The 18913-nt window shown below is 47.0% G+C and carries 8 protein-coding genes and 1 pseudogene; 2 read left to right on the top strand and 7 right to left on the bottom strand.

All coding sequences use genetic code 11. The features are described from left to right. Positions 1-16: 16 nt before the first annotated feature. Complete coding sequence (gene sbnA, locus ACDZ28_RS20000; RefSeq protein ID WP_375102586.1) at positions 17-2335, bottom strand: 2,3-diaminopropionate biosynthesis protein SbnA; 2319 nt, start codon at positions 2333-2335, stop codon at positions 17-19. A 59-nt stretch (positions 2336-2394) separates the two neighbouring features. Between sbnA and ACDZ28_RS19995 the strand changes: the two genes are divergently transcribed. Next, the gene (locus tag ACDZ28_RS19995) at positions 2395-3183 is read left to right on the top strand and encodes a YheC/YheD family protein (protein WP_339290373.1); all 789 of its coding nucleotides are present in this window, start codon (positions 2395-2397) and stop codon (positions 3181-3183) included. Positions 3184-3268: 85 nt separating this feature from the next. On the opposite strand, the gene cls is transcribed toward ACDZ28_RS19995, so the two are convergent. The 5 genes and pseudogenes from cls to ACDZ28_RS19970 form a co-directional block, all read right to left on the bottom strand. Beyond that, entirely contained in the window at positions 3269-4723 is a 1455-nt protein-coding gene (gene cls / locus ACDZ28_RS19990; protein WP_042126457.1) for a cardiolipin synthase, read from the bottom strand. Positions 4724-4999: 276 nt separating this feature from the next. Continuing rightward, positions 5000-6880: pseudogene (locus tag ACDZ28_RS19985) on the bottom strand (DUF2264 domain-containing protein). A 12-nt stretch (positions 6881-6892) separates the two neighbouring features. Next, positions 6893-8029, bottom strand: a complete 1137-nt coding sequence (locus ACDZ28_RS19980) for a glycoside hydrolase family 88 protein (protein ID WP_375105382.1) — start codon at positions 8027-8029, stop codon at positions 6893-6895. Between the two features lie 45 nt (positions 8030-8074). After that, a complete protein-coding gene (locus ACDZ28_RS19975) occupies positions 8075-9892 on the bottom strand; it encodes a hypothetical protein (RefSeq protein ID WP_375102585.1) in 1818 nt (605 codons plus the stop codon). A 38-nt stretch (positions 9893-9930) separates the two neighbouring features. After that, positions 9931-11076, bottom strand: coding sequence for a DUF2264 domain-containing protein (locus tag ACDZ28_RS19970; RefSeq protein ID WP_375102584.1), 1146 nt, complete (start codon positions 11074-11076; stop codon positions 9931-9933). Positions 11077-11266: 190 nt separating this feature from the next. Here ACDZ28_RS19970 and ACDZ28_RS19965 point away from each other — a divergent pair, with 190 nt between their 5' ends. After that, positions 11267-12103 (top strand): helix-turn-helix domain-containing protein, encoded by an 837-nt coding sequence (locus tag ACDZ28_RS19965; RefSeq protein ID WP_375102583.1) that lies wholly within the window; start codon positions 11267-11269, stop codon positions 12101-12103. A gap of 101 nt (positions 12104-12204) precedes the next feature. Here ACDZ28_RS19965 and ACDZ28_RS19960 read toward each other — a convergent pair whose 3' ends face one another. Beyond that, positions 12205-18873 (bottom strand): S-layer homology domain-containing protein, encoded by a 6669-nt coding sequence (locus ACDZ28_RS19960; RefSeq protein WP_375102582.1) that lies wholly within the window; start codon positions 18871-18873, stop codon positions 12205-12207. Positions 18874-18913: the final 40 nt, after the last annotated feature.

The following is an 18913-nucleotide window of genomic DNA, read 5'->3' as shown; positions in this document are numbered from 1 at the left end:
AATAGATTCTTTGTTGTTACAACTCAGCGTTATCGCTAACTTCAGTCCAAATCTCCCGGCCGAACTGGCTCTGAATCCATGAGTCTGAGTATACAGTATCGAGGTAGCGCTCTCCCTTATCATGCAGAATGACAGCGCAGACAGCTCCCGGGGTCAAATCCGGCTCCATCTGCTTCACGGCGGCAATGATTCCACCGGAGGATGCGCCTGCCAGGATAGATTCTTCCTGTGCCAACATCCGGCAACCTTTTACGATATCGGAATCCGAGACATGTACGATACGATCGATTAGATCTGTTCTGCAAAAGGGTGGCACGATGCCGGCACCCAGTCCCGGGAAGCGTCGTGTACTCTTATTTCCACCAAAAATCGCGCTTCCCTCTGCATCCACAGCCACGATCTTAGTCCGAAGTCCGTGATCTCTTACGTATTCCGCAAGGCCCCGAATGGTGCCGCATGTACTAACACTGCAAAATAAATAATCCACTCGTTCAAGTTCAGTCACGATTTCTTTCATTGTCGTATGGTAATGGGCTAAATAATTATTTGCATTCGCATACTGATTCGGCCAGTAGCTGCCCGGTATTTCCGTCAATAACTGCTGTACACGGTTCAGCCTAGCAGGAAGAAACTCACCTGTTACAGGATCGGGATTGGCGACATAATCGATTTTGGCATCCAACGCCTTCAGAATTTGCAGATTCGTTTCTGTGGTTCTAGGATCAATAACGCTGATAAAACGCATTCCTAAATATTTGCAAATCATGGCCAAGCTGATTGCCATATTTCCAGAGCTCGATTCAATGATGATACTTCCCGGACCTATGGTTCCTTCCTTCCATGCCTCATGGATCATCCGCAGGGCGGGACGATCTTTGGCGCTCCCCCCCGGGTTTATCAGCTCCATTTTTGCATAGACGTCAAACTCACTTTTATAGAACAAGCTCTTCAGCTTGATTAAGGGTGTATTTCCGATAGTCGACAAAATACCGTCAGTGAAGTCCATCTCTATGCGATCTTTATCTTTCTGGTAATATAGCTTTTTGTTCTTAACCTTTCCGCTGTCCATCGGCTCGTCTTTGCCTACTATAATGACCTCAATATCATCCAACAGATGGTTTCGAATCATCATGCCGATTTCCGGAATGCATTCTCTAATTTCCTCTTTGATTTTCGGGACAATGGCGTTATCCGCAGATTTACTTTTGAGATAAACGGTCAGTGCATTTTGCCTTACTTTGACCCGGATAATCGCATCTTCTATATGACGGTAAACAACCTGCTCGATATCGTACAGGCTGATTTTCTCTCCGTGCTTCAGTTCCCGGCCTACTCGTTTCACGATAGAACTAAAGCTCTGCTTCTCCACACCATCTATCATCACAGATCTAAAGTCCCTTATAACGTCGTAAGTAACAAAACGAATAGCTGGCAGCATTTTGCGAACCGTTGAGGTTAGAACAAGAACACTTTCGTCATTACTTAGTGGACTTAGTTCTTCGCCTATCTCCTGTGCCCCGATCCCTTCCGCAAAAATTCCATCGGCAAAAATGTACCTGTCAAAATCATGGGAATAATAAGCGATCGTACCCATTTCAATGGAGCCATACGTATCTATAATGTCGCGTGGTTCAAGACCGAACAGTCCGGCTATATTCCGTTGCCACCCTAGTGAAGCGATTTCCCCAACTAGAATAATCTTGCGGATTCCGAAAGCGCGCGGATTCTCAGCAGCATGTACGATATGATCAAGAATGGAAGGCATTGTGTACAGTAGGTCAGGCTTGAAGGTTTCAAGCTGTTCAATATGCTTTTCAATCGGCAATTCAAAGGGAATTGAACGAGGTTCCAATCCTAATTCCTCAAAAATGGACAATGCAGTATTCGCTGCATGCCCAGTCCCCATATCCGCCAAAGCTCTAACGCATCCGCTTCCCGCAATAAGATCACCAAACAGCTTCGTTTTAATATTTATATAGTGCTTATCGTCTTCCTTAGAGTAAAGTATGGCTTTTCGACGGCCTGTGCTTGTGCCCGACGTCCTGTATACGATCCAAGAAGGATCAATGGGTTGATTATAATAATAGGTATCTAGCGTTGTTGATGTCATTAGCGGAAGCTTCTCTAAGCTATAATTCGTTCTTTCGCCGCCGATCAGCTCCTTATACCAAGGAAATACCTCGATTACTTCAAGCAGTTTATCCTTTAATTTCTCTTTGTCGAGCAGCATGATGGCCGCCTCCTGTTGACCGCAAGCTGCAGCCCATAGATGAATACCTACAATAATTATATGTAGATTTCTTTCAGTGTGTTCTACTGTTCGATGTTCGCCCAATCAAAAGCGGAGGCATACTCGTAATATAGCCTATGGATCTATTGAGACGGAGGGACACAATGATGAAGCAGATAAGCCGTATATCCAATAAGCTGACGAAGACAAGGGTGCTGGTTAGAAACCAAGAGTTAAATAAACATGTCCCGCTTACGAAAAAAATGGATAAGAACACGCTCTATGAAATGCTACAAAAATATAAGATGGTGTACATTAAGCCTTGCTGCGGCTCTTTAGGACAGGGCGTAATACGGGTTGAACTCACACGCGCACAATTCAGCTATCAATCCGGTACCCACGTACACAAATTTTCTGATTACGACACGGCCTATCGGGCCATCTTACGAGAGGCTCAAGGAAAGGCCTATTTAGTACAAAAGGGGATCAGGCTGTTGGTTTACGATGGACGCCCTTTCGATATTCGGGTGATGGTGCAGCGAAATTCTAAGGGTGGGTGGGAAGCAACAGGGGTTGCAGGACGCGTTGCGCATCCTCGCAAAGTGGTTACAAACGGGAGTCAAGGAGGAACAATTTATCCGATTGAGGAATTATTAAAAGGCTACACAAGCGCAGAAAATTGTAAAATATTGATCCGATCCCTGAAGCAAATTGGAGTGAAGTCCGCAAGGCAGCTTAGCACTGTCTATCCCGCACTTCAGGAAATCGGTGTGGATATTGCCTTAGATCAACGTCTTAAGCCATGGATCTTGGAAGTGAATACGGCTCCCGATCCGTGCCCGTTTACTAAACTAAAAGATACCCGTATGATTGACCGAATTGTCAGATATGCCAAGGTATACGGTCGCACATACAATCTCAAGTGCATGAAATCAAAACAGGGTATGGTGTGAAGCGCAGAAGAATCCATAGACAGCGGCGAACTGTGAATTCACAATCTACAGCTCGCCTTTTGTACCGAGGATATAGTTTCGGGGTTCATAAGATGGACGAAAAAAGACGCGAAATGCCCTCTTTAAATTTGATTATTAAGGATCTTTCTTTATAGCGTTCAGGGGTAAGCTCTGTACTCAACTGGCTATCTTCATCAAACAATTTTTGAAGTTGTTTAGCAACTTGCTCATCATACACAATTGCATTCACTTCGAAATTGAGTCTAAAGCTCCGGGAATCAATATTCATTGTTCCTACGGACGCTACTTCATCATCAACTACAATCGTCTTAGCATGCAAAAAACCATTTTCATATAACAGAATCTTCGCTCCATATTTCAATAATTCCCCGGCATATGCCCAAGTGGCCCAATAAACAAAAGGATGATCAGGCTTATTAGGGATCATGATCCGGACATCAACACCTGATAGAAGTGCAATTTTACAAGCATCCATAAAACTGCTATCAGGAATAAAGTATGGCGTTTGAATATATACACTCCGTTTGGCATTCAAGATGAGCTTAATGTACATATTTTTAAGATGCTCCACTAGCGAGTTAGGACCACTAGACACAATTTGAACAGGACTTGATCCGACATGTGCTTCCGTATTAAAAGAAAATTGATCGAAGCTTACGCGCTCATTTTTCCGGGCATGTTTCCAATCCAGAATAAATCTTCCTTGAATCTGATTAACGGAATCTCCCTTCATTCTAAAATGTGTATCCCGCCAATACCCAAACTTTTTATCTATACCTAAGTATTCATTTCCCACATTAAATCCACCAATATAAGCAACTTCTCCATCGATAATACATAATTTTCTATGATTTCGATTATTCATACGGAAATTTATCGGTCTAAGCAGTGATGGAAAGAACACCTCTACTTCTCCACCAGCAGAGAGTAGTTCTTTAAAAAACTTAAGAGAAAGCCTTTTGGAGCCGATTTCGTCGTAAAGAACCCTCACTTTTACGCCTTCTTTGGCTTTTATGGTTAATTCATCTCTTAATTTTTTTCCCAAGGCGTCAGGCTGAATTATGTAATATTGAATATTAACTTCTTTCTTGGCATGTCTAATATCATCAAACAAAGCATCGAATTTTTGATTACCATCGTTGAAAATAGATATCTCGTTATCAGTTGTCATTAGCGCATTCGATGAAACAAGGTTCATATGGATCAAATCAGCATATTTCGTGAGCAAAGGGTTATGATCCTCGCGCTGATCGTTTAATGTAGCTAATTGATGATCTACAGCGGATTGTAGATATTTCCTTTCTTCAGAAGATAGACCAAAGAAATTTTTCTTTGCTAAGTTTCGACCAAGGAAGAGATAAATAATAAATCCCAAAATGGGAATGAAATAAAAAAGCATAAGCCATGCCCATGTATAACCAATATCTCTCCTCTCAAAAAATAAAAAACCTGCAGAGAGCAATATGTTTATTATTATAACAAGTGAAAGAGTCGTCGTTACCAAGCTGCTGCTATCCATAAGGAGTTCCTGCCTTTCTTATCTTATTATTGATGTCAGTATTTCTAGTTTTGCCACAAGTCAGTTTGTCCATCGTCTGATAAATCAATACTTCTGTAAATGACTAGATAGAGTACTATAGCATAATTGTCCATCTAAGAAAACATTTGATAAAAAACTCAATAATTAAAAGATGAGACCATAAAATTTGACATACAAACAACAGCTCTAATGCAGTAGTTCTGCTTTAGAGCTGTTGCAGTGATTCTTCAATAAGCATGAGCAAATTCAATCAACTTATTGTAAATTTAGGACGATTCCTCTCCCAGAATGAGTAACAATGGTTACCGTTCCCTCGCTGAACTTAACTTTCAAATCTTGCTCAGGTGAATGCTTGAGAACCTCATCAGCTTGATCAGCCTGGATATCTAAAGCCCCCTCTGAAGGGGAACCATATACGGCCGAAACGAGCCAATGAATTCCTGGCTCAAGGGTAGTCGTCAGCATTGGCAGCACCGTCCGAGGGCGAAGCAGGTTCGTATTGGCGTTCGGCCAGACCAACTCGCCCTTCCGACAACCTAGCAAATCCTTGATTACACTGGTTCCCCAAGCAGTGGAGGCCATCACACCAGCCAAATCGCTCTTGGATATGAATTCATTGTCATGACCAAGTGCGAATCCCCCCTCCGCAGTATCCAGTGACCGTCCAGTTTCGACTCGATGCATTCGAATATGCCAAGGAAGTCCGGCGACAACCCAGGTCTGAACCTCAACATTGGCCCACGGCTTCCAGACAGAGCGAAGCACGTTGTCCATAATCTCAGATTCTATATTCTGGCGTCATACCCGATATAAGTTGTCTCCGTGCTCGCTCAGTGCAAGCATAGAATCGTACGCTCCCTGAGAGAGCCCCCATTCGGAGCGGGGCACGCTGAAGCCAAAGCCTGTTGAATACACGAATTTTTCGTATTTGGCCGAGGTGTGGGTATGTTCATTCGTATATAAATGTCCGCTGTTGAAGGCCGCCACATGACCGGAAGCAGACTCGCGGATGATGACAAGGTGTGCAGGCTTCTGAATCATGACATCCGGAAGGACTGGCAGCGGCAGTTCTTCTGCCTTCCAGAACGGATGCTCTGCGCCGAGAGCCAGCGGCAGGAAAGTCTTCAGCGCCCAGTACGGAGATCCGGGAGAATTGTAATTCTCCGCCATGACCAGATTCGGGTAAGCGTATCCGATGGTCAGTACACCATCGGCGTCAACAATCGGCTGGCTAAACCACCAGCGCAGGTTCCGCAGCACCAGACCTTTTACCACACCAGCAGGGAATCCTTCAACGTCTGCGTAGACAAGGGCGCTCCAAAATGCCGACTGGGCAAAACGGTAAGTCAAACTGCGCCCATAAGGAAGGGCGGATCCGTCGGGTGCGAACCAGCTGATGAAATCGGCAGCAAACAATCGAGCTCGTGCTTTGAACACACGGGAACGTTCGGGGTCTTCCTGCTCCATCAGCTTTGCGTACAGCAGCGCATAGTAATGAATAGCAAAAGGCACGTAATAATCGCTGTGGCCGTTAATTCCGTCGCTGTACCAGCCCTCGCCCAAATAGAAATCGTCCATACGCTTCAAATTGTTCTCTAACTGTCCTTCGTCGTAGGGACGACCGATTTTGCGGAATCCGACATTGACTAGAACGTTAAAGAACAGCCAATTGCAGTCATAGCAAGGATGAGCGTTTATTTGATTCAGCCAGCGGTATAATTGATCCTGCTCCTTCGGAGCAAGTGGCGACCAGATCCTTTCCGGAATGGCTGCTAATGCGAAACCGAAGACCGCCATCTCGACCAAACGCTGGTCGTAATCCCTCACCTCTCCCCAATATTCTTCATGAGAAGGATCAGTGCCATGCCGAATGCCATCCAGCACGATGTCCCAGAGTTCACTGTCTCCACCACCAATGAGCAGGGGTACCAAACCCCACAACACCCGCGAGAAACCTTCCATTTCAGCAGTTGCTGCCGAATAGCTCGCCCCTGTTTTACCGATTTCAAGCCTTGCGCCGCCTTTGCTGTAGTGCGGCCGAAGCGGATCCGTAAGCTGCTCAAGGGCGATCACCAGATCCTCCCGAGTCTTTAACGGATTATCGCTAATCCGGAAAGATGTCTTATTTGTGTTCATCCTGATCACCCCCTACTCCCAATAGAACGGTCCTGCGGCCTTAATCCGGGCTAGTGCTTCGACATAGAAAAAGTCACCGTAGATAAGAGGAACATCTATATTCCGGTTCTCAGGGTAGTTACTCGTACCGTGAAGCAGCAACCCTTCCTCATCCGCATTGTCCCAACTGCCATAATTCCTGTAGAGCGATTCCACGATTCTTATAGCCCCGTTCCGGTACACATGGGACTCCGAATCATCCACCTGGTCCGCTAGCAGAAGCAAACCGCTCGCCGCACAGGAACCGGCGGAGCTATCACGAATTTCGCCGACTTCACCGGGCGCGCGGAAATCCCAATGCGGAACATGATCCTCCGGCAAACGGGTCAAGAAGAAATGTGCTACCTGCTTGGCTGCATCCAGATAGCTCTGCTTGCTCGTATGATGATAGGCAAGCGCTAAACCGTAAATGGCCCAAGCCGTGCCGCGCGACCAAGCAGATTCGGGCGAATAACCTTGCCCGCCAAGCTTTTCCATGACTTCACCCGTCTCCGGGTTGAATTTGACGATGTGGTACACGGAGCCGTCCGGTCGGATAAAATGCTCAAGAACAGTATCCATATGCGCCTCAGCGATATGACGATAGCGTGGATCTCCCGATGTCTCAGAAGCCCAGAACAACAGACTGGTGTTCATGCAGCAGTCGATAATAGCAACTCCGCTGTTGTCTTCCCCTTCACTCCATGGATTCCAAGCCCGAATAAAATGTCCTTTCAAATTGAAGCGGGCAGCCAGGTAGTTGGCCGCTTTTAATGCCCGAATTCGCGATGCCTCGCTACCCGTTAACTTGTAATTTGCCACGCTTGTAAGAATCCACATAAAACCTAAATCGTGATCCAGCTTAACATAGCCGTCCAACACCTCGTCGAGTCTCTCTTCGCACCGCTCCGCGATTATTTTTAGACTTTCGTCCCCGCTTTCAGAATAAAACTGCCAAAGCATTCCCGGCCAGAACCCTGCTGTCCACCAATTCGGCGCTTCTAGCAAATATCTCCCCCCTTGACTTGCATGTGGAAATTCTGCGCCGATCTTTCGACTGTTACATCTTGTCTTTTCAAGTGCCTTGCTCCAAGCTTCATCCAGCCAAGTTTGGTTATCCGTAATATTCATATCAAACACCGCCTTCTTCGAATTGTTCTCTAGTTCTTTCATCATTTATATAAATTGAAAGGTGAATGCTAATTTCCCTACAGCACCGGGCTGAAGCAAATGAAAGTCGAGAGTATACCAGGCCGTTTCCCTGCCGAAATGATCCCTGTACTCACGAGCGGTAATCTCTGGCTCTACAATCTGGGCATCGTAGATCACTTCAACTCCGCCGACTTCAGTTCCCGGCAGCAACACGACGCCAGTACGAAGGATCTTCGGCCGACGCCAGGTTACGAACCGCTCCGTCCAGCTCACTAACTTACCGTTAAACCGGTACTCGTCCGTTAACTCCAAGCGAGGACGCTGCTCCTTGTACCAAACCATAGAACGGACAAAAGATTGAAGCTCTTCCACTTCGTAAGCCAGAGACAGCTCCAGCGTCAGTTCATCCCTCACCGGAACAGTCGACGCATACAGAACTGTAGCACTATGCTCCTTGCCAGACTGTTGATACTGGCCGTCGATGATAGGAACCGAATGTCCCTGCGAGCCATTGCAATCATATTGATAACGGCCAGCCCCAAAATATTCAGCCGTATACTCTCCACTGCCGAGATCCGCTGCATAGATTTCGCCTTCACCTAACAGAATGAACTGCCCCAGATCATTATGATTATGAGGTTCAGCGTTATGCCCTCCTTTAGCCGCGAAGCCGAACGAACTTCCTCCGGACTGATAACGCGAGACAAGCCATCCCGCATCAGGAAGATAATAACTGGCGGCTCCCCAATCCTGATCCTGTTTCTCATCGCCGGTCCTTCTCCAGATGAGATTTCGAAAAGCCGGAGCCCAGCGGCTGCAATGATCCTTAGCGTAAGGAGCGCGAAGCACAGGCGGAGGACATTCTACTTCTGGATAGGTATCAGCTAAATAATGGGACAAGCCCATATGTATGTGAATTTGAGGCTCTGAGTCTGAGAAATTGGCGACAAAATTGCCGCCGATGAAAATTTTTTGTTGGAACTGAGCGATACTTCGCACTTTGTCTGTTGCAAACCAGTCTACTCTTCCCTCACTTCTGACCCGGAGAAGATCGCTGTAATACGTAAAATAGCCAAATCCGTAGTTCCAGTAACTCAGACCTTCCAGACAGGCCCCATCATCCCCGAAGCCTTCCAGATAGTAACTCATGCTTCGTTCTGTCTTCAGCAGGATATCCGTTAGCGCAGCAGGATCATCCAACATCAGCAAGGCAGCTGCCCCAATCGAACCTGCACAAACTGCCGACCAATTATGCCTTGCAGTCTCCCATTCATAAGGACCACATTCAATAAATGGTCGAAATATTCTCCGCTCTACTTCATGTCTTATTCTAAATCGAAGAAGCTGTGGAAGTCGTTCTCCCAGTAGTAGCGAAATTTCACTCAGTGTAAAAGCAGTTTCCGAGGAGAACAGATCAATAAACTGATCGATATTCTCTGCATTATGATCTGAAGGAAGATGGGCTGGTAGGCACCAAGTGTACTCTTCGCATATAGACCATAGTGTATTTTCCAGGTTCTCCAGAAGTCTGACATTATCCGGCTCAAGCAAGGTCATAAATACATATGTGTTCAGCCTTCTTCTCCGTTCGAAATAGACCCGTTCATATTCCAGCCTCGAACCCATGCGCGCATAAATTGAAAAAAGCGTATCCGTCAGCTCCGGTATAGGCTGGCCGTCTAATCTCTGAGCCTCTGCGCGGATTTCGCAGATATCTTCCTTCAATAGCTCGGATAATGATGCCTGTGTCCAAAAAACATCCGAATCTCCATCAGGATAATACAAGCTCAGATTTACCGGCTTCATCCTTTCGATCATTCCGAAAAGCTCCTGTCTATTCATGCTTTCTTCCTCCTTTTGCCCCACCAGCTTAGATCCTTCTAATTGCTCAAGGCATGATCTCTCATAACATCCTCACCAGCTGCGATCCTTTGTGCCGTCCACTTCAATTCTGCTCCTGCCCAGAAAGGATCAGAAGGAAGAAGCCCCAAAGGAAGAAATACAAATGCGCATAAATAGAGACTGCCCGTATTGATATAGCTCTCAGCAAGCTCTGGCTGGTAGCCGTATACTCCCGGACGTAGCCACCCGTTCTCATCCAGAGTGCCCGGAAATTCCATAGTCCGTGTAATTACAGCAGTCAAGGCGCAGCGTACCTGCGCGGGAGAAAGCGATTCCTCCAGGAAATGCTGGAGCGCCGCCTGCGACAACAGCTGAAACGCACCAAAACGGTAGACAATAGAGCGCCCGATAAAGGGATAAGTTCCATCCGGTGCAATCATCCGTTCCAGAACAGTTGCGTATCTCTGTGCCCGTTCCAGTATCAACGGCCGCAATTGGGAATATTGCTCCGACTCCCGTTCAAAGAGTGTCACCACATCCACCAGCATCGGCTGAATAACAAAGCTGTTGTAATAATCCCAGTGAAAGTCCTTGCCGTCACCGTATATGCCATCGCCTTTATACCAATCCATAAACATATGAATCGCATAACCAACACGCATCCGGTCATATTCAGGATCGTTGAGGATATACAAAGCCGCTTCCACCATTGCGCTGAACAGTAGCCAGTTGCTGCCGCTCGGTGCAGTCCGGCGCGTTTGCTTCAAGGCTGTTATTAAATTAACTTTGACCCGCGCATTCAGCCGCCTGGCAAGCTGCTTCGGCGCGCGCACCAACGCGTGGGCGAGGAATGCCGCATCGACCAGCGGTTGGCCTTCGGACTTAAAATCCATATAGTCAGGCGAAGATGGATCGACAGCGGCATCAATGCATTCCAGCATCAGTACGGCATAATGGGCTCTAAGCTTTTCCTCTTCACCCTCCAGCCCTTCAAGCTCTAACCATGGGGCCATTCCACAGGCTAATCTAGCAAACGCTTCCAAATACGCAAACCTGCTCCTATCACCATGAAACTCCGCAGGCAGCCGTTCCTTTAATTTTCTCTGCGACAAAGCGTCAAGAACCGGATTCCCGATCTGTAACATCGTATCCAGCCAATATTTCCGGTGTTTCGTACCAGTCATAGACAATCCACCCTTTCAATTGCGTCTATTCAGCAGGTACAGACTCTCCTACTACTCTTGTTCTGACCAGCTCTATCTTGTTTTATTGCGTAATCTTCTTCTATAGTTTAGTGTTGTATTATTGCAATGTCTTTGCGATTAATGATCATTTATTGCGTTTATTGCTATCAATCTGAAAGGGGCCATCCGGATGAAACATGCCCAGTATTATCAGCCTTTCGAAGGCGACATACTGGCGGGCATCGGCAATTCACCGATCTCACCCACCAGAGATTTTCACATTCATGACCACTACGAAATCTTCCTGTTTCTTGGCGGCACGGTGAACGGATTTGTGGATCAGTACAGCTATCCGCTTCAGCGGGGCAATGTGCTCTTATTTAACAATCACGAAATACATAAAATCATCAATTTATCTCCAGAACCTTATGAACGCTTAACAATCCATTTCAAAGCTCCACTTATATATCCCTTCTGCACTGCAACCACAAATCTGCTCGCTTGTTTCCAGAACCGTCAGCCCGGGGAGCAAAATCTCGCACAAATGGATGAAACACTGCTTTCAGAGTATACGACCCTTGCCTACCGCTTAATTGCAATTTTGGACAACCCACAATACGGCAGTGAGGTTCTGGCTCTGACTTATCTGATTCAGATCCTGGTCCTTATTAATCAGCTTTATAACCATACCGTTACCACCATACCCAGCATTATTTCTTCACATATTCAATCGGCCATGCGCTATATCGATAACCATCTGCATCTGAATCTGTCGCTTGAGCAGATCGCCGGAGAATTAAACATCGATAAATATTATCTTAGTCACCTGTTCAAGCAACAGACCGGTGGGACAATCTACCGGTACGTCCTGCTTAAAAAGATCGCGTTATCCAAACAGCTCTTATCCGCCGGGAACACCGTATCCGATACCTGTTATTTATCCGGTTTCAATGACTATGCAAATTTCATCCGTACTTTCAAGAACATCACGGGCATTCCACCTGGAAAATACGGCAAAAAAAGCTGATATGGCTACTAATCCTCGCCTCGCAATTCTAATCCCTTCTCTGAACTTATAAAAAACCTGACAGCCGCTAAATGCAGCTGCCAGGTTCATGGAAAAACAGCTTACAAATGTCTCAGCAGATTGGCGATCACTTGCGCACTTTCAGCACGGGTCATCCCCTCTTGAGGTGCGAATTGCTTATTTCCGCGTCCCTTTATGAGCCCCGCCTGCTCGGCGAAACTGGCTGATTTCTGTGCCCAGTCATGAATCTGGGAATAATCACTGAACGAGCTCTCAGAAATATCATTCATTTTGCTGCCTTGTGAAAATTCATAAGCCCTAACGATCATTACAGTCATTTCCTCGCGGGTGATGCTGTTGTCCGGTGCGAATGTATCCGAACTGCGACCGAGCACTATGCCAGCTTCGCTTACAGCTGCAACGGCTTCGGCATACCAAGCTTTGGAATCCACATCAACAAACGTTGAATGACTTCCTGCCTCTAAGCCTAACGCTCTTGCAATCATGGCCGCGAATTGTGCTCTTGTCACGTTCCCCTGCGGATTAAACTCGGTATCAGAAATACCTTGGATAATATGTTTTGCCGCCATTGTCTTAATAACATCCCTAGCCCAGCTATCTTCACTGACATCCGAGAATATCTTGTCATACTCTAGAACCGCAAACTGGCTGAAATGCTTTATTTCAGCACTCCATTTTCCATCAGCTAGCGTTCCACCCATAAGTTCAAGAGCTCCGTTCGCCGCTATATAGTAGATACCAAGCAAACCGGAATTAGCATTCGAATCTACGATAAAAGTAAGCGTCAGTGGTTTGTCAAAACGGGTTACCTGTACGGCAGTGCCGCCTGCACTAATAACTTCCAGACTGAAGTTAATTACGTCACTAGCAGCAGTTAACTGAACTGAACCGTTGACAGCCGGATTATTCATAAGTTGTTCTAAGGCAGCTCTTGATACCTTCACAGCGGAGAGCTTAATTCGTGCTCCTTCCGTTTGACCTCCAGCAGCTTTTTCCTGGATACTCTTCAGCGCTTCTGGGGTCAGATGGATAGCAAATGTATTCCACACGAGACGCAGATTGCTCGCTCCTGTGATATCTAATAATCCCTCAGGTAATAATACGGAATCCGTACCTTCAGTGAGCTGAACCGTTATTACTCCTCCAACCGGAGCTGAGAAATCGTCACTAATAAGAATCCTCGTGGTCTGCGGCAACGGCGTTGGTGTCGGCGATACCACTGCTGTCGGTGCCGTTGTTGACACTGGCCCTGAGGTTACTACAGGTGTAGGTGTGGGTGTCGGATTTGCCGTTGGCTCAACTGTCGGTGTTGGTTCTACCGTTGGTGTTGAAGTCGGCGGTTGCTGTGCTTCTTCCACTGTAACTGTTCTTGTGACTCCAACGGCCATATTTCCCGCGGAATCGCTAACATTATAATGATAAATATAAGTACCCGCCGATAGGGTATCTATCGTCTCAGTACGATTTCCATCCTTCGTAATTGTCGCCACAATTCGTTCGCTAATGTCACCATCACGCTCATCTGCTGCTGTGGCTCCGGCATCTGTATAACTTGCGCCATTGTCCAGTTGAACAGTTGACTCACCAAGCAGTGTAATGACCGGCTTCAGTACATCCGGATCTTCCGATACGATTACTTTGCGGGTGACTTCCGCAGCAGAATTGCCTGCAGCATCGCTGACATTGTAATGGAAGGTGTAGATATCCGCTTTCCTTGTATCTAACTCGGTCAAACCATACACTTCACTGCTGACCGTTGTGGAGATGCGATCTGTGATGTCACCGTCTTGGGCGTCATACGCAGTGGCTCCGGCATCCGTATATTCAGAACCGATCTGCAGATTGACTATGGCTTCACCTATCAAAGTAATCTCTGGCTGCGTCATATCTGGCTCCGGTAGCTTTATCGTTCCGCTTGCCGCAGCTTCTGCCTTAGCCTCACCCTTGTTCAGTGATACTGTGAAGCTGAAGCTGCCGGCCGTGTCATCAGTAGCTTCCTGGAACGAAGATAGAGTGATATCCCCCATCGTAACCCCCGTACCACTGAACCCGATTAAGCCGTTCATTGTTTGGAGCAACCAAGTCCGGACTCCGTCCTCGCTGTTAGCGGTTTCCTTCTGCACGCTGTATGCAGCACCTTCTATAATGCTCTTAGCCTCGTTTACAGCCTGCTCATTGGCAATGCTGGCCCTGTCCTTCGCCACCGCTAAGTAACTAATCACAGATGCCTGACTATTTGTGTTGTTTATCGAATATTTTACGATACCGCTCACAGGTAGCGTAAAGTCGTGGTTGATCATGATGCCATTAGGACCTGCGAGTACACCGGTCTTAACCGTTTCGTTCACCGTCTTTCCCTCATCATCAGTATAACTAAGCGTAATATCCATCGTGCGGTTACTCATATTCCACCAGTCCCGATGGAACGATGTAATCGTGTACTTTCCTGCATTTAATGGGAGGGTATAGATCAGAGGTGTGTTCTTTGTATTCGAACTGTAAACACCTGTCTGAGTTTTATCCGTGATAACCACGGCACCTCCGAGCCCTTTCAGATTATAATTTGCTCCTGTATTGGTATGGCCCCATACTGTACCTGTTGACAGCTGATCCGCTGTACTATTTAAAAGACTATCGCCCGCGAAATTTTTGATCACCGTATAAGGTGGTGTGACAACATCCCCTGAGACACCGAGATCCAAAAAGTATACGAGACCTTCTGGTACCACTTCTACATAAGCCATGGTTTTTAGATTGCCGTAAGTGCCAGTTACAGCTACCCTTTCATACGGTGTGTTAAAGCTAACTGCGTCTACATTCCATTTCACGGACACAAACAATTTGGATCCATCTTCACGAGTAGCCTCCAGCTTATCAGGAAGATTCGGCAGTTTACCGACAGCAGTAGCCATATCCTGAGGAGCAATAAGCTCCCGTACATCCCCTGTAGTCAATTGGTTCTGAGCAGAGATCAGACGTCCCGCAAGATGTATAGCTCCTTCTTGATCCAGCCTGTAGTCAGCAGCATTCTCCAATGCTTCCTGTGCGGCGTTCTGTGCGGTTGCAAAAAGCAGCCAATCTCTCTCAGAATATTCATCCAGTTTATTAATTTCTTTTGATGCTGTTACCGCTGCTTGTAGTGCAGCTGTATCCACAGCTCCCTTTACCTCACCGGATACTACTGCTACAGCGTCCACAACCAATGTGCCGCTTAACACCTTAATCTGAACGTTATGCTGTCCATATTTAAGTCCGCGAAGGGTGTACGTTTGGTAGAGTTCTTTAGAAGCCATGGTATCGGCTGACAGCATGACAATTTCATCATCAACGGTCACTTCTAGCTTAGCCGATCCATTATTCGGTCCCAGAATATCTAGCCCCGTGCCTTCAAAAGAATATTCCATCGTAGCATTTACACCTTGAGTAGTAGAGAGGGAACGTTGGTAAATATACATGCCTGCACCGTTTTGATGACTCCACGACCCACTGTATTTCAGTTTAGGACCCGGTGTAGCAGCTAGGTCAAACATCTCAAGATTATCCAGTAATTCGGAATAGTATGGTGCATAGCCGTCAACCGTCTCAACTTTTAAATTATCGAAGCGAACATGATAATATCCACTGGCTAAATCTACCCGGCCAGACAATTCAGGGTTCGGATCAGTATAAGAGGCCAGCTTCACCTCGTCCAGATAGGCAGTCACTTTATCACCTGCAACCTGAATGGCAAGGTTATGCCAGTCATCATATGCGGCGTTAAATCCGTCGAGCTTAACTCCACCGGAACCGCTCACTACATTACCACTCGCTACTGCACTACTATTGACCAGCAGCTGCCAGCCTCCGTCAAACCAGAATTTCAACACATAAGGTGTGCCGTTTATAGTGTGAGAACTGCCACCTCCTTGATATCGTGCGCCAATCGCAGCATAATTGGCTCCGCCCTGCGTATTGTTCGTCTCGAACGAAACATCTACACTGGCCCTGTAATTCGTCCATCGGTTATCGCCGATAGCCGTCACGGGATCTCCACCGTTCCAAGTGCCGCCCAGCCCCATAATTCCCGAATCCAGCTGTTGGCGCAGAACATAGTTGTCAGACCCGTCCGGAAGATATGCCTCGAATGCACCGTTACGGTCGTGTGTATAGCGCGGTATCACACTTTTAGAGCCGCCACGGGATTCTATATAGCTTTGGGTACCCTCACTCTGCCCGCTTGCTCCGATCTTCACAACGGATTGATTGGAATAGTCAAAATCATCGGCATACAGAATATTGTCCGCGGTATTTTGAACCCTCCCCGTTGCATCGGTATCAAGCACAGTGCGTTCGCCTTCTACAGGTAACGGTGTTTGATACGCCTCTTTGTCCTTGTTCTTCAAAGTGGTCACAGTCACTGTTGAATATGGTTTGACATGAACGGTATAAACCCCGCTGCCATCAACAGCTACATCCCCGAGATATTTCATATAATTACTGTTGAAGGCTTCCCCCGCGTCGGCCGCACGAGTCTCCCATACTTCCAGTGATGGATTCCCGTCAAAGTTCATATTTAACGTCTGAAGTTTATAGGTTTTGGCATACTCACTGTCATTCACGATAACGGTTGAGAAATCGCTTTTGTCAGGTGCAGCAAGTGTCATATAGCTAGGAGAACCGTTGCGTCCGCTAACAGGGTTGGTGCCTGTCGCACCCGTAGAGCTAGCCTTAGGTACCGCTCTCCAAATCCCTGCAGTATTATCCTCGTTCTCCCAGCCCACATTGGCGAACCAGCTGTAATGCTGCAATGCAACAAGGCCTGCATCATAGTGAATCCATCCCGACCACGGGTCACGGGCGCTAAGTAGTTCCTTAAACGAATATTGACCGCCTTCGTAGAAAGAGCCGATGGCCGGCTGATAAATAAAGTGCGTCCGGCGGGAATTGACGAATCCTTTAATAATCGTATTGCTCATCTCCAGCGGACTGCCAACACCGCCGATGCCGGTTCCTGCCACTGTAGGATCCTTTACATTATTGTTGGGACGGAAGGCAGAGTTACTGAAGGTAGACTGCGCCTCGCTGTTCCATACTTCAATATCATATTGTTCTGCGAGCTTCTTGAAATTGCCTGCGCTGTCGTCGTCAGTGTTATAGTGATATCCGGCGATCGGAGCCGCTTCCCTTAAAGAAGCATCGCTTACCATACTGCCGCCAAATGATCCGATCCCGACTTCATCTGAAATCACAATCTTGATCTGATTATAGAGCGTTTGCTCTTCTGGGCTTGCAAAACCTTCGTTATCTGTTTTAACACGTTCGGCGTACTGTTTGGTCCACGTCAAATCCGGCGTATGCTCGTTGATATGGGGATTGACGTAGTCGACCATATAGCCATACTCACGGTAAGCGGCAAGAATGGTATTTTTATACCAGGTATAGATTTTATCGTTGTCGCTCGCCCAGGCCGGAGCACTCCATCGCAGGATGCTCACCTTGAGATCCGAATTCGTAGCCTTGGCATCTGCCGCAAGCTGGAAACCGGGATGCCGGGTGACATTGGCTTCTTCATCAGGCGTACGCATTGTGGCCGGGTCTGGACCGGTAGAGTTATTGCGGTCATTACCCATCTCGATTTTCACATGTGTCATGATGGGATGATCTCCACCGAACAGAATCTGCAGCATTTCTGCGTAAGCATCCGGATGCTCAGCCTTATAATCCATCAACAGGGCACTGGTGCTGTTGGCACTTAGTACGCCAAATCCCTTAAACGTGAGGCCGTTGACGTTGTCCGCTTTAATATCGTTGCCGTCGAGCAGAACCTTGACCATAGAAGCTGCAGTCTGCCGAGTATCTTCGATCTCTTTCTGAATCCCTCCCTTGGCAACGGCGAACCAGCTCAAGATAGGCTTCTCACCGGAGACATAGGCATAGGTCAATGTCATGGGGCTACTAGCGTCGATATCACCGGGAATCGTGAATTCACCGGAAATAAGCTGTGTCACATTGGTATTAAATGGTGCAAACGAGAGCATCTTTGTTGCTCCATTTGTATCCTTATACTCGATCTGAGGCTGTATTACCCGAGTGCGGCTGCCATACCAATCATGGAAACCACTACTGAGTGTATAGGTTCCTGCTTCAGGCGCTTTTAATTTGTAAACGATATGATTGCTAGCAGGGTCGGCACGAAGTCCTACTGTCCATATGGATGGATCAGTAGCAGGATCGGTAAGTCCTCCGTCTTTGGAGTTCTTCACCTTGTTTATGGAATCATCAAATCCCCAGGCCGTCGTTCCGCTGACATATTTCTGATCCGGCAACTGGTTGAGCAAAGCGCTGCCGGACAACGTTTTGACTGCTTCATACAGCGGCGAAGTAGTAGGACCATTCCCTACGGAATCGCCTCCCCTGCCGCTGTCCACAAAGTAAATCAATGGATTGCTTGATGATGGAATAACTTCTACACTGGCAACAACCGGCATACCATTCGCTGTACCCGTGACTGTCACTGTGTCATAAGGAACGGCAAAGGTATCTTCACCAATATTCCATTTCACAGTCTCAGACTGGCCTCCAATGTCTATGCTAGCAGGCAAGGTAGTGCCAGAAGATGTCTTCGCCCCCATATAGGCGGCTGCAAAGAAAGTATCCACGGTAGCTGCAGATACAGACGGCATTTGGAGAGCCGGAAACATTCCAACTACAAGTGCAGAGGTCATCATCATTGAGAACAGCTTTTTTCTAACGGAGTGTTTTCTATTCATTCTTTAATCCTCCTTTTGCTATAAATCGCCTCTCGGCAAC

Origin of the sequence: Paenibacillus sp. RS8 (assembly GCF_041956825.1) — a bacterium.
Taxonomy (GTDB): domain Bacteria; phylum Bacillota; class Bacilli; order Paenibacillales; family Paenibacillaceae; genus Paenibacillus_AQ.
The sequence above is the reverse complement of the archived record's forward strand: the minus strand, read 5'-3'. Positions and strand labels throughout refer to the sequence as shown.

Bases quoted from the DNA above. Each gene is read 5' to 3' on its own strand.
- cls (WP_042126457.1), bottom strand. From the start codon at position 4,723: ATGGATAGCAGCAGCTTGGTAACGACGACTCTTTCACTTGTTATAATA.
- ACDZ28_RS19960 (WP_375102582.1), bottom strand. From the start codon at position 18,873: ATGAATAGAAAACACTCCGTTAGAAAAAAGCTGTTCTCAATGATGATG.
- ACDZ28_RS19965 (WP_375102583.1), top strand. From the start codon at position 11,267: ATGAAACATGCCCAGTATTATCAGCCTTTCGAAGGCGACATACTGGCG.
- ACDZ28_RS19970 (WP_375102584.1), bottom strand. From the start codon at position 11,076: ATGACTGGTACGAAACACCGGAAATATTGGCTGGATACGATGTTACAG.
- ACDZ28_RS19975 (WP_375102585.1), bottom strand. From the start codon at position 9,892: ATGAATAGACAGGAGCTTTTCGGAATGATCGAAAGGATGAAGCCGGTA.
- ACDZ28_RS19980 (WP_375105382.1), bottom strand. From the start codon at position 8,029: ATGAATATTACGGATAACCAAACTTGGCTGGATGAAGCTTGGAGCAAG.
- ACDZ28_RS19995 (WP_339290373.1), top strand. From the start codon at position 2,395: ATGATGAAGCAGATAAGCCGTATATCCAATAAGCTGACGAAGACAAGG.